General features: G+C 40.0%; 24 protein-coding genes and 1 pseudogene. 3 read left to right on the forward strand and 22 right to left on the reverse strand.

What is annotated here, in order from left to right:
- Nucleotides 1-190: 190 nt before the first annotated feature.
- On the reverse strand, nucleotides 191-1,093 hold the full coding sequence (murB, locus tag E4T82_RS02850; protein ID WP_135181394.1) for a UDP-N-acetylmuramate dehydrogenase: 903 nt from the start codon (nucleotides 1,091-1,093) through the stop codon (nucleotides 191-193).
- Between the two features lie 525 nt (nucleotides 1,094-1,618).
- On the opposite strand from murB, the gene E4T82_RS02855 reads away from it, so the two are divergent.
- Both E4T82_RS02855 and E4T82_RS02860 read left to right on the forward strand, forming a co-directional pair.
- Nucleotides 1,619-1,969, forward strand: a complete 351-nt coding sequence (locus tag E4T82_RS02855; RefSeq protein ID WP_135181395.1) for a MarR family winged helix-turn-helix transcriptional regulator — start codon at nucleotides 1,619-1,621, stop codon at nucleotides 1,967-1,969.
- 437 nt (nucleotides 1,970-2,406) lie between these two features.
- Entirely contained in the window at nucleotides 2,407-3,045 is a 639-nt protein-coding gene (locus E4T82_RS02860; RefSeq protein WP_135181396.1) for an NAD(P)H-binding protein, read from the forward strand.
- A gap of 233 nt (nucleotides 3,046-3,278) precedes the next feature.
- Here E4T82_RS02860 and thrB read toward each other — a convergent pair whose 3' ends face one another.
- Nucleotides 3,279-4,142 carry a homoserine kinase gene (gene thrB / locus E4T82_RS02865; protein WP_135181397.1) on the reverse strand — a complete coding sequence of 288 codons (864 nt, stop codon included), beginning with the start codon at nucleotides 4,140-4,142 and terminating at the stop codon, nucleotides 3,279-3,281.
- 1 nt (nucleotide 4,143) lies between these two features.
- Nucleotides 4,144-5,430 (reverse strand): homoserine dehydrogenase, encoded by a 1,287-nt coding sequence (locus E4T82_RS02870; RefSeq protein WP_135181398.1) that lies wholly within the window; start codon nucleotides 5,428-5,430, stop codon nucleotides 4,144-4,146.
- A gap of 99 nt (nucleotides 5,431-5,529) precedes the next feature.
- Here E4T82_RS02870 and E4T82_RS02875 point away from each other — a divergent pair, with 99 nt between their 5' ends.
- Nucleotides 5,530-6,483 (forward strand): polysaccharide deacetylase family protein, encoded by a 954-nt coding sequence (locus E4T82_RS02875; RefSeq protein ID WP_135181399.1) that lies wholly within the window; start codon nucleotides 5,530-5,532, stop codon nucleotides 6,481-6,483.
- A gap of 852 nt (nucleotides 6,484-7,335) precedes the next feature.
- On the opposite strand, the gene E4T82_RS02880 is transcribed toward E4T82_RS02875, so the two are convergent.
- The 19 genes and pseudogenes from E4T82_RS02880 to E4T82_RS02965 form a co-directional block, all read right to left on the reverse strand.
- On the reverse strand, nucleotides 7,336-7,917 hold the full coding sequence (locus E4T82_RS02880) for a xanthine phosphoribosyltransferase (protein ID WP_135181400.1): 582 nt from the start codon (nucleotides 7,915-7,917) through the stop codon (nucleotides 7,336-7,338).
- A 194-nt stretch (nucleotides 7,918-8,111) separates the two neighbouring features.
- Complete coding sequence (gene lacG, locus E4T82_RS02885; protein ID WP_135181401.1) at nucleotides 8,112-9,521, reverse strand: 6-phospho-beta-galactosidase; 1,410 nt, start codon at nucleotides 9,519-9,521, stop codon at nucleotides 8,112-8,114.
- A gap of 9 nt (nucleotides 9,522-9,530) precedes the next feature.
- Entirely contained in the window at nucleotides 9,531-11,225 is a 1,695-nt protein-coding gene (locus E4T82_RS02890) for a lactose-specific PTS transporter subunit EIIC (protein ID WP_135181402.1), read from the reverse strand.
- A complete protein-coding gene (locus tag E4T82_RS02895) occupies nucleotides 11,222-11,542 on the reverse strand; it encodes a PTS lactose/cellobiose transporter subunit IIA (protein ID WP_135181403.1) in 321 nt (106 codons plus the stop codon). Before E4T82_RS02895 ends, E4T82_RS02890 begins: the two co-directional genes overlap by 4 nt.
- Before the next feature lie 40 nt (nucleotides 11,543-11,582).
- The gene (locus tag E4T82_RS02900; RefSeq protein ID WP_135181404.1) at nucleotides 11,583-12,416 is read right to left on the reverse strand and encodes a PRD domain-containing protein; all 834 of its coding nucleotides are present in this window, start codon (nucleotides 12,414-12,416) and stop codon (nucleotides 11,583-11,585) included.
- A gap of 177 nt (nucleotides 12,417-12,593) precedes the next feature.
- A complete protein-coding gene (lacD, locus tag E4T82_RS02905) occupies nucleotides 12,594-13,589 on the reverse strand; it encodes a tagatose-bisphosphate aldolase (RefSeq protein ID WP_135181405.1) in 996 nt (331 codons plus the stop codon).
- Nucleotides 13,590-13,617: 28 nt separating this feature from the next.
- Nucleotides 13,618-14,133 (reverse strand): galactose-6-phosphate isomerase subunit LacB, encoded by a 516-nt coding sequence (lacB, locus tag E4T82_RS02910; RefSeq protein WP_135181406.1) that lies wholly within the window; start codon nucleotides 14,131-14,133, stop codon nucleotides 13,618-13,620.
- Between the two features lie 15 nt (nucleotides 14,134-14,148).
- Nucleotides 14,149-14,571 (reverse strand): galactose-6-phosphate isomerase subunit LacA, encoded by a 423-nt coding sequence (lacA, locus tag E4T82_RS02915; protein WP_135181407.1) that lies wholly within the window; start codon nucleotides 14,569-14,571, stop codon nucleotides 14,149-14,151.
- A 186-nt stretch (nucleotides 14,572-14,757) separates the two neighbouring features.
- A complete protein-coding gene (locus E4T82_RS02920; RefSeq protein WP_135181408.1) occupies nucleotides 14,758-15,519 on the reverse strand; it encodes a DeoR/GlpR family DNA-binding transcription regulator in 762 nt (253 codons plus the stop codon).
- 286 nt (nucleotides 15,520-15,805) lie between these two features.
- Nucleotides 15,806-16,069, reverse strand: a complete 264-nt coding sequence (locus tag E4T82_RS02925; protein WP_416222653.1) for an HAD hydrolase family protein — start codon at nucleotides 16,067-16,069, stop codon at nucleotides 15,806-15,808.
- A 100-nt stretch (nucleotides 16,070-16,169) separates the two neighbouring features.
- Nucleotides 16,170-16,373: a hypothetical protein gene (locus E4T82_RS02930; protein WP_135181409.1), complete on the reverse strand. Its 204-nt coding sequence runs from the start codon at nucleotides 16,371-16,373 to the stop codon at nucleotides 16,170-16,172.
- Nucleotides 16,374-16,633: 260 nt separating this feature from the next.
- Nucleotides 16,634-18,262 carry a glycoside hydrolase family 13 protein gene (locus tag E4T82_RS02935; RefSeq protein ID WP_135181410.1) on the reverse strand — a complete coding sequence of 543 codons (1,629 nt, stop codon included), beginning with the start codon at nucleotides 18,260-18,262 and terminating at the stop codon, nucleotides 16,634-16,636.
- Nucleotides 18,263-18,412: 150 nt separating this feature from the next.
- Nucleotides 18,413-20,638, reverse strand: coding sequence for a glycoside hydrolase family 31 protein (locus tag E4T82_RS02940; protein WP_135181411.1), 2,226 nt, complete (start codon nucleotides 20,636-20,638; stop codon nucleotides 18,413-18,415).
- Nucleotides 20,635-21,267 (reverse strand): DUF624 domain-containing protein, encoded by a 633-nt coding sequence (locus E4T82_RS02945; protein ID WP_135181412.1) that lies wholly within the window; start codon nucleotides 21,265-21,267, stop codon nucleotides 20,635-20,637. Before E4T82_RS02945 ends, E4T82_RS02940 begins: the two co-directional genes overlap by 4 nt.
- Before the next feature lie 3 nt (nucleotides 21,268-21,270).
- Nucleotides 21,271-22,164: pseudogene (locus E4T82_RS02950) on the reverse strand (carbohydrate ABC transporter permease).
- Between the two features lie 13 nt (nucleotides 22,165-22,177).
- Complete coding sequence (locus E4T82_RS02955; RefSeq protein WP_228065037.1) at nucleotides 22,178-23,086, reverse strand: ABC transporter permease; 909 nt, start codon at nucleotides 23,084-23,086, stop codon at nucleotides 22,178-22,180.
- 213 nt (nucleotides 23,087-23,299) lie between these two features.
- Entirely contained in the window at nucleotides 23,300-24,007 is a 708-nt protein-coding gene (locus E4T82_RS12750; protein WP_228065038.1) for a hypothetical protein, read from the reverse strand.
- A 140-nt stretch (nucleotides 24,008-24,147) separates the two neighbouring features.
- Nucleotides 24,148-24,918, reverse strand: coding sequence for an extracellular solute-binding protein (locus E4T82_RS12755; protein WP_228065039.1), 771 nt, complete (start codon nucleotides 24,916-24,918; stop codon nucleotides 24,148-24,150).
- A gap of 119 nt (nucleotides 24,919-25,037) precedes the next feature.
- A complete protein-coding gene (locus E4T82_RS02965; RefSeq protein ID WP_135181413.1) occupies nucleotides 25,038-26,048 on the reverse strand; it encodes a LacI family DNA-binding transcriptional regulator in 1,011 nt (336 codons plus the stop codon).
- Between the last annotated feature and the right edge of the window lie 387 nt (nucleotides 26,049-26,435).

Raw genomic sequence — 26,435 nt, forward strand, 5'->3', positions numbered from 1 at the left:
TCTTTCAAAATCAAAACAACATATTGTTAGCTTGCCTTGATGTCATTGAGTACGAACTATGCCCCAAAGCTATGAGATACCTTTGAAGGTGGGAAATAGAAGTTTGCAAAGCAAACTCTCTCTAGCTTCTTCGTCATGTTTCCTAATTTTCGGTCGCTTTTTTAACGTCCTCGTATCTTGTTCTGCTATATTAGTCTAAGGAATCTCCTAGAATCCGTACTTCACGCTCTAGGGTCACTCCTGAATGTTTTTTTACAGCTTCAATGACATATGCCACTAAATCTTCGTAATCTTGGGCAGTTCCATCTGCAACATTGACCATGAAGCCTGCATGTTTTTGAGAAACTTCAACACCACCGATACGATGCCCTTTTAATCCTGCTTCCATGATCAATTGTCCTGCAAAATGACCTAGCGGACGCTTAAAGACTGATCCGCAAGAGGGATATTCCAAGGGCTGCTTCAGTTCACGCAGATGGGTCAAGCGCTGCATTTCTTGCTTAATCATTGTATGGTTCCCGGGTTTTAAAGCAAACTTTGCTGATAAAACAATAGCGCCATTCTCTTGTAAGATAGACGAACGATAGCCAAAGGTCAACTCACGAGCGTCCAGCGTTTCTACATAGCCTTTTGGTGTTAAAATCTGGGCTGAAACCAGAATATGGGAAATCTCACCACCGTAGGCACCCGCATTCATAAAGACTGCACCACCGATACTTCCGGGAATACCGCAGGCAAATTCAAAGCCCGACAGAGAGTGATGGGCAGCAACCTGAGTGGTTTGGATCAGATTAGCACCTGCTTCTGCCTCAATCGTATATCCTGATACAGTAATGCTATTTAGCTTATCCATACGAATGACAAAACCGCGGATCCCACCATCACGCACGATAATATTACTAGAATTACCAAGCACCATCCAGGGAACATTTTCCCGATTTGCAAATTCCACAATCCGTACCAATTCGTAGCGATTCCTCGGAAAGGCCAAATAATCTACTCTACCACCAACCTTTGTATAGGTATAATTTTTTAAAGGCTCATCAAAACGAATATCAACTTCTGCTAAGGTTTGTTTAATTTTCTCTTTCATATTTTCTTACTCCCAACATACATTCAGTTCATTATACCAAAAATCTTAGTAAAAAACGATAAAAAAAGAAACAAACCGAATTGTTCTCTAGGCATTAAGGTGGGACTATCCACCTATAATTGGGGTGGTAAATCATTCCCCATTCACTCTCCATGTACAAACTACGATTTTCAAAATAATACTCAATAACACTCAAACAAATTGAACTCGGACTAAACAGGTTAGAAAAAGATGAATTGTATGGATTAGCTTAGCAATCTTCTCCAATTTCCCTATTGTTGATTCCAACTTCTTAATCTCCTCACATCTTAAGTGATGTTGGAAGCTGCTTTAAAAGAGTATGGCAGATTCATAAACAAGTTGCTCCTCTCCTACGGTACCACGCTAGTCACCATATCTTGCTAAAAGATGCTCCTTTTAAAATACATTATAACAATAGATAGCCAAATAAATCAGTTGACATAGAAAACAGGCATGATATAATTGAAGTTGCACGCGCAACTAATTTTTAAAAATGAGGAACTAATGTTTAATCAATGGTTAATCTTTCATGCTAAGCATGAAACAATAAAAAATAAACTAGAGTTACTTCTAATGAAATACCAGCTAACTTTAAGTTCATATACTGTCCTATACTTATTAAGCTTACAAGAATTAAATGAGTTAAGAATTGTTGAACTAAGTAAAAAGCTTGGACTTAGTAAAAGTGCAACTTCTCGTCTAGTGGTTAAAATGGAAAAACAGACAAACTATCTAGTTAGAGAAACCTGCGAAAAAGATGATCGGGGACTCTATGCCGTCTTGACAACCGAAGGAAGTGAACTTATCAGTACTATCCAAAAAGACGTTGAGAGCCTACTTAAACAATGCATCTAATATTCAGGTAAATAAATGAAACTCAATCTACTACTCGCTGTCAAAACTTATTCCAAAAGATTGAGCAACGCACAGTAGGCATCTGATTACAGCTATGGCGCACCACTCTAGTTGCCTTTTAAGAAAGCACGACGAAGCTAACATTTCTATTCAACCACCTATTTTCACTTTGAGTTTTTGACAAGCTTTCCACTTTACAGTTGAACATGGGATACACACTCAGAAAAAAGATAGATAGCTACTTCGGCTTTAGCTGACGACAGCTGAGAATCCTTTGAGGAGAGATTGCTTTTTGTTTATCAAATACTGCGTCAAATTTCTATTTTTCATTCGCTTTTTTCACACCATCGCATCTTGGGGAATTGTCTAGGGACTTCATTCCCTATCATTTTTCAACAAATTGTTGCGCGAACAACTAATTAAGAAAGGAAATCACTATGAAAGTTTTTATTGCCGGCGCCACTGGCCGTGTAGCAGAGGTAACAATTAAACATTTAATACAACTAGGTCACCAAGTGACTGCTGGTGCACGTCAACCAGAACGGGTCAATCCCTTAGAACGTGTTACAGCAGTTAAACTAGACTTACATGCCAGCATAAATGAATTGTCGGAAATCGTAAAAAATCATGATGCTATCTATTTTTTGGCAGGCTCAAGGGGAAAAGACTTGCTACAGACAGATGCCTTTGGAGCAACAAAATTAATGCAGGCAGCTGAAGCAAGTGGAATTAAACGTTTCATACTCTTATCATCAATTTTTGCAACGGAACCTGAAAAATGGTCCGACCCAAATCTAAGACACATTACCGATTACAATATCGCTAAATATTTTGCTGACCAATGGTTGATTCAAAACACAAATCTTGATTATACCATTGTTCAACCAGGAAATCTTATTGCATCAGAAACAGGAAGTGGTAAAATTGAGCTTAATGTAAGAAAATCCCAACCCAATACTATTCCAAACGTTGCTGAAGTTCTTTCAACTATTTTGGATAAGGAAAATACATATAGGCAAATTATTCAAATGAGTGACGGTGATACCCCTATTGCTCAAGCTATAGCAACGATTTGAAAAACACTATAAGCCCACTTTAAGATTGCCAGGATACCTCAATCGCAAAAGAAAAATAGACTACCACAAATTGCATTTATAAAAGAACAGAAGGTAAGGGAAAACATTTCAAAACGGCTATAAAAATGACTTCAAATTGTTGCTTCTCATAAAACGAAGAAACTCTAGTACTCACATTTGAGCTAGAGTTTCTTCGTTTTATTCATCAAGATTTATCAACTGTCTATAAGGTTCTACACTTCTACGCGCACTCCCTGTCTGTCTACAGTTAAGACACAGCTCTCCCCTTCGAATTGCAAAGCATCGATTGCTTCTTTTACAATGGCTTCCTTAGCTTTCTCTACCAAGACCATGACTGTAGGTCCTGCTCCTGATAGATAGGTTGCGTATGCTCCTAACTCCTGTCCTAAATGACGAATCGGATAAAATTCCTGTACTAATTTTTGACGGAAAGGCTCGTGGAACAAGTCTGCTTCAATCGCTTTACCAGCTTCCACTAGATCTCCTGTCAGCAAGGCTGCGATAGCTACGTTGGCAATGGCACTTGCCGCAACAGCCTTTTTGGATGAGAATTGCGTCGGTAATACCCCGCGGCTCTCACTGGTCCGCAAAGGATAATTGGGAATAAAGGCGATAAAGCTAGCCTCTGGAAACTCCGTCACAATCTTGGCTACTTTTTTGTTGATATAGCTTGAGATGACCAAGTTGCCAAAAATCGCTGGTGCAACATTGTCAGGATGTCCTTCGATTTCCGTTGCCAAACATAATTTTTCATCAGCACTTAACTGTAAATCAGCCAATTGGTTAGCCAGTTCAATCCCTGCTACAATAACAGAACTTGATGAGCCAAGACCGCGCGCTAGGGGAATATCACTGATCATGCGGACATGATGTGGTTGTAAATCTGGACAGACCTTTAGAGCCGTCTTAATCAGAAGATTGTACTCGTCTGATGGGACAAACTCTAAATCATGTTCGACAAACCACTTATCCTGCGCCTGTACGACTTCAATGGTTAAGTATTTGGACAGGGCGACCCCAAGAGAATCAAATCCCGGTCCAATATTAGCACTCGTTGCTGGGACAATTATTTTCATCTTACTCCCCCAATACTTTGAAGGTGTTTTGAAGCGTGAAATCTCCAGCTGCTGCTAACTTAGCCGTCACATTTTCTAACTGGGTCTTGCTCATACTATGCGTCACAATGACTAGACGTGCTTGCTTGCCATCAGAAGCCTGCTGAAGGATTTGCTTAAAGGAAATTTCCTCAGCATTGAACATTTCAGCCAACTGCAACAAGGTTCCAGTTTTATCAGGTGCCACGATAGAGAAATAATATTCACTACGCACATCATCCGGCGCCGCCAATTGAAGTGGACGAGAAAATTCGTTAAAGGCCTTGCCGACAGTCTGATCTTGCAAACGGCGGACAATGCGGATAATATCTGCCGTCACACTAGCTGCGGTCGGTTTTTGTCCAGCTCCTGGGCCATAATACATTGATTGACCAATACCGATTGACTCCATAAAGACAGCGTTCATCACACCATTGACGCTGGCTAAGGGATGAGCTTTCGGCAAGAAGGTTGGTGACACTTCCGCTGACAAGCCAGAAGCTGTCTCACGAATATCTCCGACTAATTTAATCACATAGCCCAATTCCTGCGCCACCGCTACATCGTCTGGTGAAATCTTGGAAATCCCCTTGTGTTCAACATTGTCAAAGTCAATAGTCATACCGAACGCAAATTGGCTAAGAATAACAGCCTTATAAGCCGCATCAATCCCCTCTACGTCATTGGTCGGATCAGATTCGGCATAGCCCAATTCTTGAGCTGTTTTTAAGGCTTCTTCATAGGTCCAGCCCTCATCTACCATCTTGGTCATCATGAAGTTAGAAGTCCCATTCAAGACCCCAAGGACACGGGTTACCTTGTCAGATACAAATGAGTTGGACAGGGTTCGTAAGATGGGAATGCCACCCGCAACCGCTGCTTCATAATAAAGAGCTACCCCATGCTTTGTCGCAAGTCCCCGCAACTCACTACCATGCACCGCCAATAAATCTTTGTTGGCTGTTACAACATGTTTACCAGCTTCCAGGGCACGACTAATGAAGGTCTTTGCTGGCTCAATCCGTCCCATTAGCTCGACAACAATCTGAATCTCATCATCTGCTAAAATCTCATCAACATTTGTCACAAAATGATAAGCATGTCCTGCTGCTTCTAGGCGCTCTTTTTCCGCATCATCACGCACCAAGACCTTGGCGATTTCAATCTCTTCCTGAGCAGCTTGCTGAATCTTCTCTGTATTTTCTTTCAATAAGAACGGAATGCCGCTCGCTACTGTACCAAATCCTAATAGACCAATTTTCACTGTCATACCTACTCCTTAAAAAAACTATTTTTATTATTATAGCAGATAATCGAAGCAGTTGGCAAAAATTTTGCTATAATAGATACAGAGAAAAAGGAGGTTCTTATGCCCGGACAAAGAAGTCGTTCTAAGCGAATCAATCGAAAACACCGAAAACATACCAAGCACCTATGGAGCGTGGTGGCTAGCTTGCTGATCATCCTAGTAGCTACCATCATCTATCTCAATCGTAATGCTATTCTAGAACTTGTAAATCCTAGCCCACCACAGGACAAGACAGTCACCACCACTTCGACATCAACCACACAAGAAGTCAGCACTGATATGAGCCAAGTTGATCAGACAAGTAGCGAGGACATCATCTGGGAAAAACAAGCAGATCCTGTCAAGATTCCGATTCTCATGTATCATGCTATTCACGTAATGGCTCCTGAAGAAGCTGCCAATGCCAATCTGATCGTTGATCCGACTACGTTTGAAAGTCATCTCAAGGCATTCCAAGAAGCAGGCTACTATACTCTTACACCTGAAGAAGCCTACAAAATCCTAACAGAAAATGTCCTGCCGAAAGACAAAAAAGTCGTCTGGCTCACTTTTGATGACAGCCTCTGGGATTTTTACAGTATCGCGTATCCGCTACTCAAACAATACAAGATGAAAGCAACCAATAATGTCATCACAGGCGCTACTGATACGCAGCCAGACCACCTAACTTTGGATCAAATCAAGGAAATGCAGGAAAATGGCATGTCCTTCCAAAGCCATACAGTCAACCACCCCGATTTGGAATATAGTACACCAGAAATACAACAGTCTGAACTAAAGAACTCTAAGGAGTATCTGGATCACAATCTTCATCAAGATACCATTGCTGTTGCCTATCCTGCAGGTCGCTATTCTGAACAGACTATAAAAACAGTCGAAGATGCCCACTATAAACTCGGAGTAACCACTAACGAGGGGCTTGCTTCTGCCGCTAATGGACTGCTCACCCTCAACCGCGTCCGTATCCTTCCTGTCACTACCGCACAAGCCTTACGACAAACGATCGAAGAGTAAAAGCTAGCTCTAAGCTATTACTATCAAAACCCAAGAAGGCAAGGAAATCGCTGATACTCTATAAAAATCAAAATCTGGAACTGGCTAAAGCTGAAACAGGTATGTCCCAAAGAGAGGCATACTTGACACGAGTTGCACTCGTTCTATTTCCAACCTTCAACACTCTATTCCTAGACTGTTGAAGCAGGTAGAACTCTGTTCTTTCTTGTTTTAAGGGAACAGGCTAAAAACCTCCACTGGAGCTTTTTACTCAGCAAGGTGAGTTAACGACATCAGAGTTTGATTTTTGATGAGTATGAACACCAGTTCTACCGTCTCTTTCACTCTCTCGTCTACTTTTGATTTTTCTTGGATATTAGCCATAGACTATAAAAACGAACAAAAGTTTGGAGTTTATTGCCAATTTTTGTTCGTTTTTCTATAATCTGACCTGTCCTTTATGAATGCGCTTTGAGTTTTGATAGGGCTTTGTATCTTGAAATTGAACTCGAGCTAAAAGCTCGGAAAATAGAGACACATGTGTTCTAGCTTTAGCTAGTTACAACTGTGGCTACCTTTAGGTATAGACTTCCTAATTTTCAGTCGCTTTTTTGACGTCCTCGTATCTTGTTAACTGAACTCGGACTAAAAGCTCGGAAAATAGAGACACATGTGTTCTAGCGTTAGCTAGTTACAGCTGTGGCTACCTTTAGGTATAGACTTCCTAATTTTCAGTCGCTTTTTGACGTCCTCGCATCTTATTAACTGAACTCGGACTAAAAGCTCGGAAAATAGATAAACATTCCTAGAAGCTATGCTTCTTCGTCATGTTTCCTAATTTTCAGTCGCTTTTTTGACGTCCTCGTATCTTATTTAAACATCTGCTTCTTTAAATACAACTTGACCGTTTTCAAAGCGATCCAATCGTGCAAGAGAAACGACGGGATAGCCTGCATCTTCTAAATTCTTACGGCCTTGTTGGAAAGATTTTTCAATGACGATACTAACAGCTACTACCTCTGCACCTGCCTGCTCTATGATGTCAATCAAGCCCTTGGCAGCTTCGCCATTTGCTAGAAAGTCATCAACGATTAGCACGCGATCCTTAGGGCTAAGAAAACGTTGGGCAATGGAGACCGTACTTGTTACTTGCTTGGTAAACGAATAGACTTCTGTCGTTAAAATCCCCTCGGTCATTGTAATATTCTTTGATTTTTTCGCAAAAATCATTGGCACCTGCAAGGCGTCTGCCGTATAGAGGGCAGGGGCGATACCAGACGCTTCAATGGTCACTACTTTGGTAATGCCCTCCTGCGCAAATCGTTCAGCTAAGACCTGAGCAATCTCTTTCATCAATGCTATGTCTACCTGATGGGTCAGAAAAGAATCTACTTTTAAAATGGATTCCCCTAAAACCTCCCCCGCAGTCTGAAGCTTGGCTTCTAAACTTTTCATTTCCTCTCCTTTTCTTCAAGTTATTTCTTTCTATTCTAGCTTTTTTTATAATCTTTTTCAATGCAAAATAAGAGACTGTCATAATAAAGTCAGTCTCTTATTTTCGTTCTGATACTCTTCAAACATTAAAAGCGTATTGTGTCAACTGCCTCGGTAGCTAAAAGCTCGGCAACAGCTCAAGAGTGAGCCACTGGCTATTCGATCATCTTGCTTTCTGCAACCTGCTTGTACCAATAGGCACTTTTCTTAGGATAGCGCTCTTGGGTGTCAAAATCAACATAGAACAGCCCGTAGCGTTTTTCATAGCCATTTGACCAAGAAAAGACGTCCATTAAGGACCATAGGAAATAGCCCTTGACATTGGCTCCGTCTGCAATCGCATCCGCAACTACACTAAGGTGCTGTTTCACATAGTCAATCCGAGCGTCGTCATAGACTGTACCGTCCACAAATTCGTCCTTGTATCCCAAGCCATTTTCGGTAATGTAGATTTTTTTATAATTTGGGTAATCGGCCTTCACCCGCATAATCTGGTCGTACAAGCCCTGCGGATAAATCATCCAATCCCAATCTGTCCGTGGTACATCCACATCAAATTCTCTGCGACCAACACCTTTAATCTGATACTTAGACCCGCCTTTTTCTCCTTTTCCGTTATGGGTAATTTCTGTCGCTTCTACAGCGTCTCCCCGCATCCAATCACTCATGTAGTAATTGATGCCTAGGAAATCATTCAAGTCTTTGGCTGCCTGTAAATGCTCAAAGTCTTCCTTGCGCAAGTCAAGCTCTCCACCATTTACCGCCAAGATATGATGAACTCCTTGCATGGTTTCATCGGAGTATTCGCCAAGATAGGTCGCATCCAAAATAAAACGATTATGGATAATATCTTCTAACTCTGCTGCCCGAACATCTGCGGGATTTTCGGGATTATAGGGATACTTGGTCGGCAAGGCGTGGACAACTCCAATCTCACCTGTATAGCCCTTGTCTTTGAAGTGCTTGACTGCTCGCGCATGCGCCACCATCATATTGTGATGAGACTGAAAGACCTTTTCCAGATTGTATTGGATACCCGGTGGAAATTTTCCAACCAAATACTGACCGTCACCAATCGGACCAATTTCATTAAAGGTTGTCCAGAAATTCACTTCAGAAAATTCTTCAAAGCAAAAGGCAGCATAGTCCACAAAATGGTCAATCGTATCACGGTTGAGAAAATCTCCCTGAGAATGCAAGACTTCTGGTGTATCAAAATGATGCAGGGTCACAAAGGGCTCTACATGTCGCTTGTGACATTCTGCAAACAAGCGATGATAAAAAGCAACACCTTTGGGATTGACCTCACCATATCCTGTGGGAAAGATGCGGGACCAGGCAATGGAAATCCGAATGCCATTGACCCCAAATCTCTCTGCCAACTCCAAGTCAACGGGGTAGCGATGATAAAAATCACTAGCAGGATCTGCTCTGTACCAATAGTTGTCTTCTAGGTACTTGTCCCAAGCAACGGCTCCCTTGCCATCTATTTGAGTTGCTCCTTCTGCTTGATAAGCTGCGGTTGCCCCACCAAAAATAAAATCTTTCGGTAATTGTTTGACCATTTTTCACCTCTAGTCTTCTAATTGTTGTTTGACAAATGCCAAGGCTCCTTGGCCATCTCGTGTCAACTTGATGTACTGTGCACCTTCAGTTTTAGCTAGCTTGATGCCCAGTTTATCCGTTTCAACTTTCAAGTCTTCATAATTTGAAGCTACTTGAGGAGCTAGAATAACCAATTGATACTGAGGTAAGATTTCACGATGTCCACCATAACTTCCTGCTGCAGCAGTGACGGGAGCCCCATATTCTTTTGCAGCTTTTGTAAGGGCGTTGGCCAATAAACCACTCGTTCCCCCGCCTGCACAGAGAACCAAAACATTGGTTTGTTCTGTGATTTCTTTCGCTTCAGTAGCACCTGCTTTTTCAAGAATAGCATCTGCTTTTGCGGTATTGAAGTTTACTGCCACTTTTTCTTTCAATTCATCTGAAGATTTGCCAGTACGCTCTTCTTCTAGCATTTGTTCATCATACACTTTTAAGAATGGATAGTAAATGACAACATCAACAGCAATCAAAACTACAGCCAAGATAAATGATAATACTTGGAAGTTAGTTCCTAGAATAAGACCTAGGGGAGCGGGGGTTACCCAAGGAAGATTTGCAGTAAAACTATTCATTCCCAATGTCTCAATAAAGAATTTGAAAATCCAAACATTGACAATTGGCGTTAAAATAAACGGAATGAAGAAGATGGGGTTCAAGACAAGTGGTGCACCAAACAAGATAGGTTCATTCACACCAAAGAAGGTAGGAACAACTGAGGCACGTCCAATGGCTTTATTACGTTTTGATTTGGTCAACCACATAAACATAAACGGAACCACCAGTGTCGCGCCAGTACCACCCATCGTAACGATAAACATTTGAGTACCTGATGTTAAAATCTTATCCGCGTGTTCTCCTGCCTGAAGCAATTGTAAGTTCGCCTCTGCATTCGCATACGTAATAGCAGCAATAGCTGGTTCTACAATAGAAGGACCATGGATTCCAACAAACCAGAAGAAGGCAAAGGCACCAAAGATAATAGTAATTCCAACATAACCATCTGCAGCTTGGAACAATGGAGCTAATAGTTTACCAATAGATTCAGCAACATTTACACCTAGAGCATTATGGACAAGAAGTTCGATCGCGTACAGCAATATCACTGAAACGGTGAAAGGAATCAAGTCTTTAAATACTTGTGAAATATTCGGGGGAACTTCTTCCGGCATCCGACTGGTCACATTGTTTTTCACGCAAACCTTGTAAACATTCACCGTAATAAAGGCTGCAATGAAAGCTGTTAGCAGGCCCTTAGTCCCCATAAAGCCTGTTAAGAAACCACCACCTTCTGCTGGATTAGCAGCCATTAGCAGGAAACCAACAATTGCTGCAAGCATTGTCGAAATAAAGTTTATTTGATTGGTGCTAGGTAGTGAGCGGTTCATAGAGTCGGTCAAGGCTTTTGCAGTTGTCCCAGCTACAAATAGCCCCAAAATACCCATTGAGTAATGATAAGGCGTCATCAGAAAAGTCTCAATATCTGCACTCCATTTGAATCCCCAGGCATTTGGAACATAGGCAATCAGAATAAAGATACTTGAGAAAAGAATCACTGGCATCCCAGCGATAAAGCCATCGCGAATGGCACGCAAGTAAATATTGCGTGAAATCTTCTCAAAGAGAGGTTTCCCACGCTCAATCTGTTCAATCAATTTGTTCATGAGTTATTCCCCCTTTTATACAATTCAATCATGTGCGACATCATGTCTTTGAGCAGCAAGGTCGTCATCAAATGATCCTGACCATGCATCAAGGTCACACTAAAGGCCAAATCATCTCCTGCCGCTTCTTTTTGGAGAAGGGAAGTTTGCGTATGATGAGCTTCGACAATACATTCATTGGCTGCCGCAATCAACTGTTCGGCACGCTCAAAATCCCCTTGTTGAGCAGCAGTCAAGGCCTCCAATAGTTTGGAACGCGCATCCCCTGCGAATGCAACGATTTCAAAACCAAGTAAGGTAATTTCTTCTCTATTCATTTTGTTTTCTCCTTTTTGCTATATTTGATGAGAGAGTGTGCTATACTAAACGCTGAACATGAAGGACGATATACATTTTTTCGCCCTCGTTTGGACTGTTCCCTAATTCAGTGGCGATTGTATCATGGATACGCAATCCCAATTCATAGGCTTTGGGATAGGCAAGTTTCAAGGTTGCGGCCATCTGATCTAAAGATGAAGTTCCACTATGCTCCTTGTCTGAATAGCGGATAAAGTAGGTCAAATGAACCATCAAACGATCGTAGAACTTGCTATTCTCCTTCGTCCTCAAAATCCCATTTGCCGCTAATTCTTTTTCAACCAAGGATAGAACCAGCTGAAGCGTCTCAACTTTCAAGCCCTGTTCTTCTACTTTTTCCCCCTTAGCATTGATAAAATGTAGAGCAATTCGTCCGACTTCATCATCTGGGAAGTCCTGTAGCAGTTTTGGGCGAAAAATAGCTAAGGCATCTGTCGCCATCTGATGTTCAATCGGATAGTCTTGTAGCATACTGGGGAGCTTGCTTTCTTGATAGGTTTGGTCCAAAACAGCCTTATAGGCACAATAAATATGAGTTGTTAAGGTCACATAGATATAATCTTGGACAGGATAATCATATTGCTGTGACAGCTGATCAATCACCTGATAGGTCACTGTAATAAAGTCCAAGGGAACATCTTTCAGTAGCATCAAGAAATGGTCTTTCGATTCAGACGTTTTGATCGAGAAAACCTTTTCGATTTTGTGGGCAGTAACGATATCTCCTTTTTTCTTCTGAAAAGCAACCCCCATTCCCATGACCACCGACTGCTCTCCCTGTTCATTTTTAACTAAAGCTGCATTATTATTTAAAGATTGCACAATACGATACATCTACAAAATAATCTCCTTTATCCTAAAAATACAAAAGACCACAAATGACCTAAGGATGTTTCCCTCCTTATTCATCTGCGGTCTTGCCTAATGTTCTTAGTTACAATCCACTCTATACAAACTACTGAAACAATTATATCACGAAATCCTATTCTTGTAAACCTTTACATGACGCAGTTACGAATGCAAACCGACCCGTTTCTTCCAAGAGGTAGCAGTAGTAGCTAATACCTCATTCAAGGATTCAATATTCTGGCGTCCTGTAGTTCTCAACCACTCTCTAGCTACTTCTTCCCCTTCTTCCATATAAATTTGAACGGAATCAGCCCAAGTAGCACGACCACATAAGACACCATTGAAGGCTGCACCAGATTCATGTGCGAATTTCAAGGTTTCTTGGAAAAGACTGGCAGATACACCCGCACTCAAATAGATATAAGGTAGAGGACTTGCAGCATCTTGTTGCTTGAAATAAGCCGCTGCTTCTTCTTTTGTATACACCACGTCATTTCCTTGCGCAAATCCCTCCACATAGGCCATATTGACCGGTACTTCTACTTTTAAAACATCGACTCCGAAGGCCTTATCTGAGAACACTTTCATGGCTTCGATAACTTTTCTTGGTTTTATTTTGGCAAATTCTGGACTGGTCGTGTCTTGAATCTGCTCATCGTAGCTCAAAATCTCTAGAAAGAAAGGCAAGCCTTCTGCGGCACATTCTGAACCCAAGCGTTCAATATAGGCATGTTTTTGCAAGTTGACGTAAGGATCGCCATCCACATCATAGTACAAGAGGAATTTGATTGCATCTGCTCCCTCTTTTTTGAGACGTTTTACTGACCATTCAACTAGGCAGTCTGGTAAGCGACTCGTACTAGTCACATCGTAGCCAGTCTTTTCATAAGCCAAAAGTAGCCCTGACTGGCTATCACGAATATGAGAAGCTGGAAGACCGTATTCTGGATCGAGCAAGATAGACGAAGAATAGGGGGTTAATTCTTCAGAGACAATACTTTTTAATAGTTCAATCTCTTCAGCTGTAGGCTCTGTATCCTGATACTTGGCCATCATTTTTTTCAGAGCACCGCGCTGGTCAAAGGCAAGAGCAGAGATAATTCCCTCTTGGTTACTGACCTTTTCCATTAGTGTATGTTTTTGATTTTCTACTGTCATCGTATATTCCACCTATCTACTTCTAAGACTAATCGTGGTACTCACCACGATTCCATTTTTCAATGAATTCGTCAAAGAAGGTGCTATCTGTTTGCTCTTGATTGATCGTTTCAATTTTAGCTAATTTCTCAATCAAGCGTTGATTTTCAGCCGTTGGTTGATACTCTGCTTGGATAAAGGCATCAATGATGTCGCACATCAACAACTCACCTGTCACTTTAGCACCAAAACCAATGACATTGGCATTTAACTCTGTTTTAGCGTAGAGCGCTGATGTCATATCTCTGACAAGTGCAGAACGGACACCTAGTACCTTGTTTACAGCGTTGTTGATACCAACACCTGTTCCACAGATACAGATTCCCAAATCCGCTTCACCGCTAACTACAGCTTCTCCAACCTTTTTACCAAAGATAGGGTAGTGGGTTCTGACAGTGTCATAAGTCCCACAATCTAGGACTTCATAACCTTGATTTTTTAAATAATTGACCACTGCGATTTTTTCGTAGGTTACAATATGATCGCATCCAACTGCAATTTTCATCTTTTTCTCCTCTTTCTAACACATTTTATTCAGCATATCGACACGGATTTGGTGGCGACCACCGTCATAGACGCCTTCTACAAATCCTTTCACGATATTTTTTGCTAAACCTTCTCCAACAATCTCGCTACCGAGGGTAATGATACGAGAATTATTGTGACCACGTGTCATATAGGCAGAGCGCTCATCTGAGACTTCTGCTGCAATCATGCCTTTGATTTTTGTTGCTGTCATAAACGAACCAACACCATAGGCATCAATTGCAATACCGAGATTGCCCTCTTGGCTATTCACTTCTTGTGCAATCGCTAAAGTGGTATCGACAAAGTCCTTTCCACTACTCACATCAATCACTGAATAGCCCAGTTCAACAAGAAAATGATGAAGAATGTTTTTGAATTTTTCTCCTGCTGGATCAGCACCGATAATAATTGTCATTGTTTTCTCCTTATGTGTCTTGTTTCGTTTTCCGGAAAAAAATGTTTTGCAAAACAGTTAAAAGCGGTTCGCTTTTATGTTTGTATTATACACAAAACTTAACACAAAGTCAACATTTTTGTTTGATTTTTGTTGAAAAACGCGACAAAAACAGCAGTTTTTTTAAAATCTGCTGCTTTTCAAACATTATTCACTAATCACTTCTGTATAGGCTGCCAAATAGCGGTACTGCTCTTCATCTGTCAAGTGATCACTAATCACTGCAGTGACATCTTTCAACTGGCAAAACGTAGTAAAATCTTCTTTACCGATTTTACTAGCATCAATCAGCAAATATTTTTCCAAGGAATGCTTTAAAGCGAGCTGCTGAGTGTAAGCTTCTGTCAGAGTAGAGGTCATGACATCATTTCCTTTAACAGCATTGCTACTAAAAAACATCTTGCTAAAGTGCATCTTTTCTAGGATTGTATTGGTCATCTCTCCAACAAAGGATTCGGTTACTTGGCGCCATTCACCACCGAGAAGAAAAACTTGAAAATCCTCTGATTTCTTCTGAGATAAGATGGTAAAAATAGGGAGACAATTGGTAATCACTGTTAGTTTTGAATTGCTAATTGCCTCAGCAAGACAAGCAACAGTTGTACCTGGTCCCAAGAAAATCGTATCACCATCTTCGATCAGACTGGCTGCTATTGCAGCAATAGCTCGCTTGGTTTCAATATTTTGAACATGCTTTTCTGAATGAGAAAACTCCCTCAACTGAAAAGCTTTGTTGCTTCTCGCACCACCATGAATCTTGGTTAACACTCCCTGCTCCTCTAATTCAATCAGATCGCGCCTTACCGTCATATCTGTCACATGCAGCATATCCACAATCTCTGAAATGCGGATGGTTCCTCTTTTATGAACCATTCGTGTAATTTCTTCCAACCGTTCCTGTTTGTTCATCTCTTACCCCTCTTTCATTTTTCTAACTATATTATACCAAATTTTGATGAAAATGTTGAAAAAAACAACATGGAGTGTTTGATTTGGAAAAACAACAAGATCTGGAAAACGGATGGTTATAACTTAGAACCTGTATTCATAAGTGAAGCAATCCTAATCGGGAGCTTATTTTATGATGATAAGCAAGGCGTTTTTTGAAGGAATACTGACTGTATTTCGAAAATACACAACGATGAGGAGCGAACATAAGCACTGAATAGAGTTGCCGATCTGTGAATACAGCTTCTTAAATCAAACCCAATCTTTCAAAAGCATGATAGAGCCCGTCATGTTCGACATCGTCAGTCACCATATCAGCCACGGCTAAAATTTCAGGACCTCCATTTCCCATTGCTACACCGATGGCACAATACTCCAACATTGGAATATCAATTTTAGCATCTCCAAAGGCAATGGTATCTGCTTGAGAGCGTCCATTCCGATGTAAAAAGTGGTATAATATGTCATAGAAGCCTCCATTTGTGTGTGGTAATCCTTGTGTGAAATGGATTGTTTTTTCTTATCTCTAGCATACAGGTAAATCCGCGGTGTGACAAATGGGGCTTTATATATTGTCTATATCACGCTCCAGTAGTACTTAAAAACCAAATCTAGATTTTTTGGGGACGTGTATAAATCCCTTTTGACATTCTAAACAGCTGTTTTTTAGCTACTAAGCGCTCTAATACCTTATAAAAATTTCCCTCTGATAATTGATTATCTAACAGAAGTTCTTGAAAGATTTCATTTGCACATATCAATGTTTTCTCTGGTATATTAGAAATCACTGTTGTTATGTTATCTACTTGTTTCATTTAATTACCTCGCTATAAGTATGTCAAATCACAATAATATGTCACGTGTTTTAAGTTTTTAATTGACCATATTATTGTCTTTTAAAAATGAGGGAGTACACAGTGGCTGTAATCTGTTATCTACAGTGGCATCTAAAGATGTTCGTTAAACACCCTTTACAATACAAAATCGCTTAAATCTCGGTTTTCAATCCGTTGATTTAAGCGATTTTTTCTGTCTGATTGTTCAGTTAAATGTGATTCTTGAGGGATAGATACCGCTACTGCTCCTCTACTTCTACCACAAAGGCTTGCCAAGGTGTCAAGGTGACATCTTGTAAATCAGCAATGGTTGAGGTAGTATTTTGAATAATGATTTTTTGAACCTTATCCTGACAGTGAAACACCTGTTCTTCGTCAGAGAAGTTTGTCACAATTAACCACGTTTTTCCTTCATATCGACGATAATAAGCAAAAATATGCTCTACGGTTGGGATGAGTTCAAAACTCCCCCAAATTATAATCGGATGATCCTTACGTAACTGAATAAGTTGCTGATAAGTATAGAAAATGGATTGTGGATTTTCTAATGCTGCCTCAACATTTATGGTGGAATAATTAGGATTCAAAGCAAGCCACGGTTCTCCTGTTGTAAAGCCACCATGCTTCTGTGCTGACCAAGCCATTGGACGTCTAGCATTGTCTCTTCCTTTGGCATTGATCGATTCCAGCACTTCACTCACTTGATAGCCCGCCCCTATTCTTTCCTGATACATATTGAGGGTTTCAATATCCTGAGCCTCATCAATTGATTGGATAGGGGTATTCGTCATGCCAATCTCTTCACCTTGATAAATATAAGGTGTCCCTTTCATCATATGAAGCAATATAGCCAATAAAGTGGCACTCTCATAATGATAGTCGGTATCATTCCCCCACCTTGAAACGATCCTTGGTAAATCGTGATTGTTCCAAAAAAGCGAGTTCCAACCTTCATTCCCCAGTTCAATTTGCCATTTGACCAGTGCAGTTTTCAAATCTTTAATAGATAGAGGCTTAAGATCCCATTTTTCCTTGCCTTCTTGCTGATCGAGTCCGATGTGCTCAAATTGGAAAACCATACTCAATTCTTTGCGCTCTGGATTAGAATAGAGCTTTGCAATAGCAGGAGTTGCTCCCCAGGTCTCACCAACAGTTAATAGATCATGTTGACCAAATGTCTCCCGATTCATTTCCTGCAAATATTCGTGAAGTTGTGGACCATTTCCCAATATCCCCTCTAACGGTCGTTTACCGATTAGATCAATCACGTCCATTCTAAAACCACCGATGCCTTTATCGATCCAGAAATTCATCATGGAATAGATACTTTTCCGTACTTCTTCATTTTCCCAATTCAAATCTGGTTGTTTTTTACTGAATTGATGCAAGTAATATTGATTGGTAGTCGCATCAAATTCCCAAGCAGAGCCTGAAAATGCTGATGTTAGTTCATTTGGTGCTGACCCATCAGGCTTAGGATTCGCCCAAATATAGTAATCTCGATATGGACTATTGGGATCATCTTTCCCTTCTATAAACCATGGATGTTCGTCTGAGGTATGATTCACCACTAAATCCATTACAATTTTTATCTCTCTTTTATTCGCCTCAGCCAACAAAAACTCCATATCTTCCATTGTTCCAAATTCTTCCATGATATTCTCGTAATCCGAAATATCATAGCCATTATCATCATTAGGAGATTTGTATACAGGTGATAGCCAAATTGCACCAATACCTAGCAATTTTAAATAATCTAACTTTTCAATGATTCCTCGCAAATCTCCAATGCCATCACCATTGCTATCGTTGAAACTTCTCGGATAGATTTGATACACTACCACCTCTTGCCACCAATGTTTGTTCATTCGATTCACCAATTATGTATCCTTTCTTTAAGAAACTGCCTCCACAGCTCAACGCTTCTATCGTTCTCCACTATCTCCTCAGTTTCATTTTGTTTTCAAAAGTAATCATATCATACCTTTGAAGAAAATACGATCTATCGCCTATCATCATTACAAATAAACTACAATCCATTCTACCAATCTCAATCGTAGAGCCCTCTCTTCATCTTGAATGACTAACATCGCTCTTCTTACATCGGAACAGTGCAACAGCTTATGATACAATTCCGTTTTTTTATCATAGCTGATTTCTGCTCTTTTTAATAATTGAAATAACTCCTGCTGGCCTTCTTCTCTGCTTGGTTTCAATCCCTCTTGCTGACTAAATAAGCCTGATTGTGATTGATTCTCTAGCATTATACTATGTTTGCTAGGATAGAAAATGAGGCAATGTTGCCTATCTCTAGGCACCAGTGCGCAGTCTCCTGTCATTGTTAGAGTATAGGTTTGCTTTTCCCAATCAACTGTTAATTTTGTTTCTAACCTTCCATACTCTTCTTCATCTTCTATTAAAACAAAAGAGTTTTGTCCTCCAGGAAATAGGTGCCAGTCAACCTGTTTGGGATAAGAAACACCGAATCTTGTTTTCTCATGATCCAGAGGAATAATTCCTCCTTCTCTGACAAAGACTGGAATTTCTTCTACCTTCCTAAAAATAGTAATGGTTTGATTCCCCTCGTATCGTTTCCCAGTAAACCAATCATGCCATTCTCCCTCGGGAAACCATACACTCACTCCAGCGGTTTTATAGACGGGACTTACTTTCTCAGTAATAGGAGAGATCATTAGCTGACTCCCAAAAAAATACTGATTTGGCGCGTGATAGCTTTCTTCAATATTAGGATATTCGTAATACAGGGGACAGATGAGGGGGATTCCTTTTTCATGGGTCCTGCTATTCATTGTATCTAGGTAAGGAATAAGCGCATGGCGTAATTGAAGAAATTTAACCATACAATTTTTTATAGTTTCTGAATACCCCCAAGGCTCTTTACTATTAAAAAGACTATTCGAGCTATGAAGTCGGTTGATAGGGCTAAAAATCCCAAATTGCAGCCACCTAAGTGCAAGCTCTTCATCATGTACCCCCGCCATATGTCCGCCAATATCATGACTCCACCAAGTATAACCAATGTTACTAGATGTGCTAGTAAAGTACGGTTGAAACTTCAGAGAATCCCATGATATAATCGTGTCTCCTGAAAATCCGACTGGGTATCTATGACTTCCAGGTCCAGCATATCTTGAAAGAATAATGGAGGGGGAAGCACCATTGTTACTATCTAAAAAATGGTAATAATTCAATAACCACAATGGATCAACGAATCCATGGCTTCCTTGCTGCCAATCAATCCACCAAAAGTTGACACCGTCCTCTTCCAGTGGGTGATGAACATCTTCAAAATAACTGTTTCTAAATTTGGAATCCGTTAAGTCAAAGACCGCTGGCTCTTCCACTAATTGATCCAGACCCAGTCTTTGGGCTACTTTAGGATAACAATCTTCATATGCTCGAATGCCATCTGCTTGATGCACATTTAAGGTAGTTACAAGCCCTCTACTATGTAAATTAGTCAGGAACCGCTTAGGGTTAGGGAACAACTCGCGATTCCAAGAATATCCCGTCCAACCACTTCCAAAACGCTTTGGTATATCAACTATATGCCAGTCCATATCAAGAACGCTAACAGAAAGAGGAACTCTCTCCGCAGCAAATCGATCCATTAAATTCAGATAAGACTCCTCCGAGTAAGGCCAGTAACGACTCCACCAATTCCCTAGAGCATAGCGGGGGAGTTTTGGTGTGAAACCAGTCAGTACATAATAATCATGCAATGCTTCATAGTAGTCTCTCCCGTATCCAAAAAAATAGTAATCAAGGTTCTGTCCTGACCGTGGAACAATCTCTCCATTTTCATCAAAAAGAAAAGAAGTTGAATCATCTAATACTGCATAACCATTTTTACTAAGGATACCGTCGTCAAGCTGGGTAGAGCCATCAATATTATCCAAGGTTCGACACGTTCCCTTAAGATTCTCAACTCTATCACCAAAACACCAACGGTTACCATATGCTGTATAGTGATTTTTGACATCAATTGTTAGGTTTTCAGGAGCAAATCGTTGCTTATTATAGCGCAAATGTACATACGGAGTAAGGATTTCCAATCGATTATCTTCGTCAATAATATGACAGTCTACGTCTTCAAACTGTCTATTTTGAACAAGCTGGGTTCGTCTATCCTCAAATGTTGCATCTTCCGAGTATTCTAACCGTAGTAACTTAGGAGTTAAAACAGAAATACGATACTTTTCACCTACAATAACTGTCGTCATAACCATTCCTTCCTTACTTCAATTTTAGAACTAATTTTCCTCATCACTAAATACCTAATAAAACTATGAACACTGCTTCCAATAAATAACCCAAAGAACGTGATAAACAAACTCCAGTAGGGGGAAACAAACCACAAACATAAAATGATGAGATAACTCAAATGGATGAAAAGAACATCTTTCGGAAATTGTAGATATACTTTAAATGAATTCCTTATATGCTCTATTACGCTTCCTTCATATCTTTGCACAAAATAAAAAACGAATTGAAAGAGGTGAAGCCAGCAAAACAGTAGCACAAAACTACTCGCTAAAATAATAATGGACGGATTCACAAAAGTTAAGTAATAAGTATTTACAAATAGACACCCTGCTAGAATAAGCAATAAAAAGCTAATGTACGTACATTGTCGTCCGTTTTTGACAAATGCTCGCCAAAAATTGGAGCTTACCCGATAGTCATTCCTCTCCATTATCTTGGTCAATACGTAAAAACCAGCAGCCTGTGAAGCACCAAGTGTAATAATGGGAATGCTCGTCACTACTAACCAAAAATTGAGCACTAGCAACGCTTGAACTTTGGATAATATCTGATACACTGTTCCTTCAAGACGAAATAACTCTTCCATTCTCTACTCCTTAACCGCACCAACTATGATACCTTGAACAAAGTATCTTTGTAAAAATGGATAAATAAACAACAGTGGGATAATCGCCACAACAATCTTCGCTGCATTTAAATTTCGATTGATACAGATAGCAATGCTTGTAATTGTTCTGTAGATAGACCACTCGCATTTTGTAAGGTTTCCGAAAGGTTAATCGTTAGGGATTGAATATAGGTCATTAAGGGATATTTCTCAACTTTAGTCATATACACTAATCCACCGAAAAAATCATTCCAGCTACCAACGATACTAAACAACGATACCGTTGCTAACGAAGGCAGGGAAATAGGAATGTAGATTTTAACCAGAATCTGCAATGGATTGGCACCATCCAAAAGTGCCGACTCCTCCAACGATTTTGGAACACCTCTAAAGAAATTCATCACTAAAATAACACTTCCTATTGGGACGGCACCCGGCAATATAAGTGCCCAAATACTATTTACTAGTCCCAAACTCTTAACAACAAGATAAGTTGGGATCATACCTCCACTAAATAGCATTGCAAAAACAAGAATATTCATAAAAAATTTGCGTGAATGAAAAACTTTCGTTGACTTTGATAAGGGGTAAGCAAGGGTCACAATCATGAATAAATTCAGTAAAAGGGCCACCACTACCCTAAAAACAGATATTGCAAAAGAACGCCAGAACTGACTATCACTCATGATTTTTTCATAAGCAGCAAACGTGACATCAACTGGCAAAATACCTACTTGATTTGCAGTTGTTGCTTGGGAGCTACTAAAGGATAAGGAGATGACATTCAGTAATGGAATCAAACAGGATAAGGTCAGTATAATCAAAACTCAAAACGGTATAAATGATGAACTGACGAGCACTACATCTTTCTCGCATAACAATTTCCCTTCTAAAACATAACTCTATTGGTCATTTTTTCAGCAACCTTATTTGACGTCACAATCAAAAACAAGCCGACAATTGAGCGAATCAATCCCACAGCTGCACCGAGGCTGTAATCTCGTCCAACTAATCCAATTCGATAAATATAGGTATCTAAGACATCACTACTCTCATAAACCGAAGGAGAGTATAAATTATATACTTGATCGAAGCCTGCACTTAGGATACTTGGTAATGCTAAAATCGTCATCAGAATGATAAAGGGTAGCATTCCTGGTAGGGTAACATGCCAAACTTTTTGAAACCAACTAGCACCACCTATCGTGGCCGATTCATATAGACCGGGATCAATTGAAGTAATCGAAGCTAAAAAGATGATTGAGTTGTAGCCAAACCCCTTCCAAACATCAGTCCAAATGAGTAACTGAGGAAATACTGTGTTACTTCCTAAAAAATTAACTGGTTGTAGACCAATCGCCTGTAGCAACTGATTTACAGTTCCGTCCAAGCTAAACAGATTCACAACTACTGAGGCCAAAATAACCCAAGATAAAAAGTAGGGAAGATACATTATTGTTTGCATCGTTTTTTTCATCCACTTCAATCTAACTTCGTTTAACAATATGGCAAAAACAATCGGTATAATCGTATTCAAAAGAATCTTCCCAACTGCAATGTAGACAGTATTAGCAGTAACTTTCCAAATGTCTGGTAAGGAAAATAGGTAGGTAAAATTCTCGAATCCCACAAATTCTGATTTCAAAAATCCTTTGGCAGGTACAAAATCTTGAAAAGCCATTACGATTCCAAACATCGGTAAATAGGAGAATATCAAAATGAATACAATTCCCGGAATAACCATAGCAAGATAAAACATTTGGTTCTTGGAGAACCTATTAAATAGAGCTTTTTTCATACATTTCCTCCTCATCATTCAAGATATAAGATTTCAAAACCTCCTAAACAAAATAAGTAACGAACAGAAGCGCTCTGCTTTATTGCCAGCCTTTCACTAGGATAGCTAGATTAGTCCCGTGAATAATCTAGCTACCACACCAATAAGTTTCCATTAACCTACAATCAGGTCATGACATCATAAGTTGATTTTGAAGAGTATTGGAGGTTATCACTAATTCCCCACTAGTCTTGCCATCTCTTTCACAATTGCATGTCCACCTTGCTCATTCCATTCTTTTACATAGGTATCAAATTCATATAAGGATTTTTCACCAGTCACAAATTTAATAAATGTTTCTTCTTCCAGTTTAGTCACTTGAGGACCGTTCCTCTCCGTTGCATCTATTTTTTGAAAAATTGCGATAGGATTTACTTCACGATAACTTCCATTGTTCCGAACGCCATTCATCACATGATTGATTGCGAGTAAGCGCGATGAATAAACCGCCCAGTCTGTTGGATCAGAAGCTGATGCATTGTCAATAAAGTTCTTCATTTTCATTGCATTATTTTTAATCGTAAAATTGCTAACGGAAGAAATATCACTATTACCTTGCGCAGCATCTGACGCAATCATTGCATCATCTATCTCGCTCAGATTCTGAAACATTTCAATATTGATTGGGCGGACTGAACCATCAACTGCTGCTTTTGCGTATTCATAAATTTCAGGATACTCTTCTTCCATATTGGATGAATTTGGCACTTCATCAAAAATCAAGTTTAACATCTTCACGATAAGTTCTGGCTTTTGGAAACCTTTTCGGACGACTACAAAACCTCCTACTCCTGCTTTTTGTACGCTATTGACTTTCCCCTTGCTATCTTCTATGGCAAAAGGAGTAAACATCGCTTTGGGATTGGCCGTTCTGACTTGCACGAGACTCCAATCTGGAAAATGCCACGGACCAGTTACAATCCCAAGCTCTCCATTTAAAGTAAGGGCATTTATATCATCATACGTCCGTGTACCAAACTGTGGGTCGAGTATGCCCTCACTAAAACATTTTTGAAGGTAAGCTAAAGAATCTTTTGTCTGATTTGTGTAGATCCATACTCAATCGTTCCAGATGCATTTTTAAAATACATTTTCGGATAGGAGTCAAACGCATTAAAAATTGGAGATGCAGTATAGGCAGAACCTCCATGACTATCCGATGAAAGCCAGCTAGCAAAGGCTAGACCTTGTGTTTTACCAGTTCCGCCAGCATCTTTTTCTTTAAATGCTTTAGCCGTTGACTTTAGTTCCTCTAGAGTGATAGCTTGATTTCCGTCTTTATCTAGAACAATTCCAAGTCTATCGAGCCAATCTTGACGAATCCAAACAAGATTGGGACCAAAATCATTCGCTGTTCCCGGCAAGGCCATTAGTTTTCCATCAATCGTAGCAGCTTCCAGTTGAATATTATCAAATGACGAATAGATCGACTTTATATTTTTACTAGCGTATTTCTCATAGACTTCAGATAAATCAGCTATCAAATCATTTTCTGCTAATTCTTCCAATTCATCCCGGCTGACTGTCATCACATCTGGAATATCTCCTGAAGCAATGGCAAGTGATACTTGTCGAGAATAGTCATCGCCGGTGGCCTCAAATGCACTTTGTAGTTCTACACCTAACTTTTCATTTACCAATCTCCGATACGCATTATTTTCATAAGTATCTCCTTTAGGTAATTTCGAATTTGGTTGCGTTTGTTGACCGACCGTAATGATCGTATCTCCATTATCATTGGTCGCTAGGGCTTCATTTGCACTACCACAACCGACTAGAATACAGGGTGTCATAAAGGTTAGTAAACTAACAGCTACTTTTTTATACCAATTTTCATGATAAGTTCCTCCTTGGTTAGACGTTTACGTAAATACGTAAAAAAATATAAGTAAGATCTCTGGGGAGTTTTGGACTACCTCCCCAGATGATTGTCCTTAACAGATGCCCTTTCAATCAATTTAAAAGGGATAAGTTGCGATTCCATATTACTGCTTGTTTGAATAGATTGTATTAAACTTTTACATCCCAGCTGCCCCATCTCATAAAATGGCTGGGCAATCGTCGTAATTGGTGGGATTCCCATTCTAGCTACAGTATTATCATAACCAATAATCGACACATCGTCCGGAATCGCTAGATGATGTTCATAACAAATAGAATTAACACCTAGTGCTACTTCATCACTCACACAAAAAATCGCAGTAACCTGTTCTTGCGCTTGAAGCAACTGCCTCATTCCCATTTGCCCAGCCTCAAATGTAAAATCACCGTAACAAATCCAGTCATCCTGTACTTCCAAAGAATGATTTTTCATTGCATCAAGATAGCCTCTAATGCGAGGCAAACCCGCAATTGGATCTGTCGAACTTGCACCAACAATTGCAATATTCCGATGTCCTAAACCAATGAAATACTCAACTGCCGTGTATGAAGCCTTGTAATCATCAACCTTTATATAGGGCATTTGTCCTTCTTCAACTTCTGTTGATATCAACATGACAGGTATCCCCAATGCTTTTATGCGATCGATATCCTCTTGATCAAAAGGGAGGGAAAATATCAGAACTCCGTCAACCCTTCGTTCTGACAATACATTGAGACTATTGTGCAATCGATTCCCCGAGACACCTGCATGACTTAGAATTACGCTATATCCATTTTGATGAGCGACATCCTCAATACCACTTACAATATTTCCATAATATGAAGTTGCAACAGTCGGCATAATGATACCAATTGTTCTAGTAGACTTACTCACTAAACTCATGGCATTTGCGTTTCGGCGATACCCTAGCTCATTTGCTATCTCTAAAATTTTTTGTTCAACTTCACTACTATAGCCTCCTAAGTGATTCAAAACCCTTGATACAGTAGCGATTGATACACCTGCTTGCTTGGCAATATCCTTTATTGTAACACTCATTTTTCTCCTTTCGATTCTATTAGTTAAACGTTTACGTAATTACTCTATCACATTTCAGAATCCTTTCAACTTTTTTGTAATCGTTTTCATATCTTGTATAATATAGTGGATTGAGAAAGGAATAGGAGAAGGAAAGGAGTTGCAGATAGAACTGGCGTTCATCAAAGCGACTGAACGAGATCCTAACCTCTATTCCATTCACTATATCTTTTCTCTTAAAAAGAGCATACTCATATTCTCCCTCCCAACTCATCAGCTACCACACGCAAAAAAGGTAGACGCGGAAGGTCTACCTTTGATAGGTATGCTGCAAAAATCCCGCCACAGGATGTGCTGGAAACCAACCTGTTTCTCTATTCCTTCAAAATATTTTGGGTACGAGAAGGC

Source organism: Streptococcus cuniculi (genome assembly GCF_004570575.1).
In the GTDB taxonomy this organism is placed as follows: Bacteria; Bacillota; Bacilli; order Lactobacillales; family Streptococcaceae; genus Streptococcus; species Streptococcus cuniculi_A.

Excerpts from the sequence above, each read along its gene's own strand:
- E4T82_RS02870 (WP_135181398.1), bottom strand. The coding sequence starts at position 5,430 with ATGACAGTGAAAATTGGTCTATTAGGATTTGGTACAGTAGCGAGCGGC.
- E4T82_RS02900 (WP_135181404.1), bottom strand. The coding sequence starts at position 12,416 with ATGTATCGTATTGTGCAATCTTTAAATAATAATGCAGCTTTAGTTAAA.
- E4T82_RS02935 (WP_135181410.1), bottom strand. The coding sequence starts at position 18,262 with ATGAACAAACATTGGTGGCAAGAGGTGGTAGTGTATCAAATCTATCCG.
- thrB (WP_135181397.1), bottom strand. The coding sequence starts at position 4,142 with ATGAAAATAATTGTCCCAGCAACGAGTGCTAATATTGGACCGGGATTT.
- lacD (WP_135181405.1), bottom strand. The coding sequence starts at position 13,589 with ATGACAGTAGAAAATCAAAAACATACACTAATGGAAAAGGTCAGTAAC.
- lacA (WP_135181407.1), bottom strand. The coding sequence starts at position 14,571 with ATGACAATTATTATCGGTGCTGATCCAGCAGGAGAAAAATTCAAAAAC.
- E4T82_RS02955 (WP_228065037.1), bottom strand. The coding sequence starts at position 23,086 with ATGAAAAAAGCTCTATTTAATAGGTTCTCCAAGAACCAAATGTTTTAT.
- E4T82_RS02945 (WP_135181412.1), bottom strand. The coding sequence starts at position 21,267 with ATGGAAGAGTTATTTCGTCTTGAAGGAACAGTGTATCAGATATTATCC.
- murB (WP_135181394.1), bottom strand. The coding sequence starts at position 1,093 with ATGAAAGAGAAAATTAAACAAACCTTAGCAGAAGTTGATATTCGTTTT.
- E4T82_RS02875 (WP_135181399.1), top strand. The coding sequence starts at position 5,530 with ATGCCCGGACAAAGAAGTCGTTCTAAGCGAATCAATCGAAAACACCGA.
- lacB (WP_135181406.1), bottom strand. The coding sequence starts at position 14,133 with ATGAAAATTGCAGTTGGATGCGATCATATTGTAACCTACGAAAAAATC.
- E4T82_RS02890 (WP_135181402.1), bottom strand. The coding sequence starts at position 11,225 with ATGAACAAATTGATTGAACAGATTGAGCGTGGGAAACCTCTCTTTGAG.
- E4T82_RS02940 (WP_135181411.1), bottom strand. The coding sequence starts at position 20,638 with ATGACGACAGTTATTGTAGGTGAAAAGTATCGTATTTCTGTTTTAACT.
- E4T82_RS02895 (WP_135181403.1), bottom strand. The coding sequence starts at position 11,542 with ATGAATAGAGAAGAAATTACCTTACTTGGTTTTGAAATCGTTGCATTC.
- E4T82_RS02920 (WP_135181408.1), bottom strand. The coding sequence starts at position 15,519 with ATGAACAAACAGGAACGGTTGGAAGAAATTACACGAATGGTTCATAAA.
- E4T82_RS02965 (WP_135181413.1), bottom strand. The coding sequence starts at position 26,048 with ATGAGTGTTACAATAAAGGATATTGCCAAGCAAGCAGGTGTATCAATC.
- E4T82_RS02855 (WP_135181395.1), top strand. The coding sequence starts at position 1,619 with ATGTTTAATCAATGGTTAATCTTTCATGCTAAGCATGAAACAATAAAA.
- E4T82_RS02880 (WP_135181400.1), bottom strand. The coding sequence starts at position 7,917 with ATGAAAAGTTTAGAAGCCAAGCTTCAGACTGCGGGGGAGGTTTTAGGG.
- E4T82_RS02860 (WP_135181396.1), top strand. The coding sequence starts at position 2,407 with ATGAAAGTTTTTATTGCCGGCGCCACTGGCCGTGTAGCAGAGGTAACA.
- E4T82_RS12755 (WP_228065039.1), bottom strand. The coding sequence starts at position 24,918 with ATGACACCCTGTATTCTAGTCGGTTGTGGTAGTGCAAATGAAGCCCTA.
- lacG (WP_135181401.1), bottom strand. The coding sequence starts at position 9,521 with ATGGTCAAACAATTACCGAAAGATTTTATTTTTGGTGGGGCAACCGCA.
- E4T82_RS02930 (WP_135181409.1), bottom strand. The coding sequence starts at position 16,373 with ATGAAACAAGTAGATAACATAACAACAGTGATTTCTAATATACCAGAG.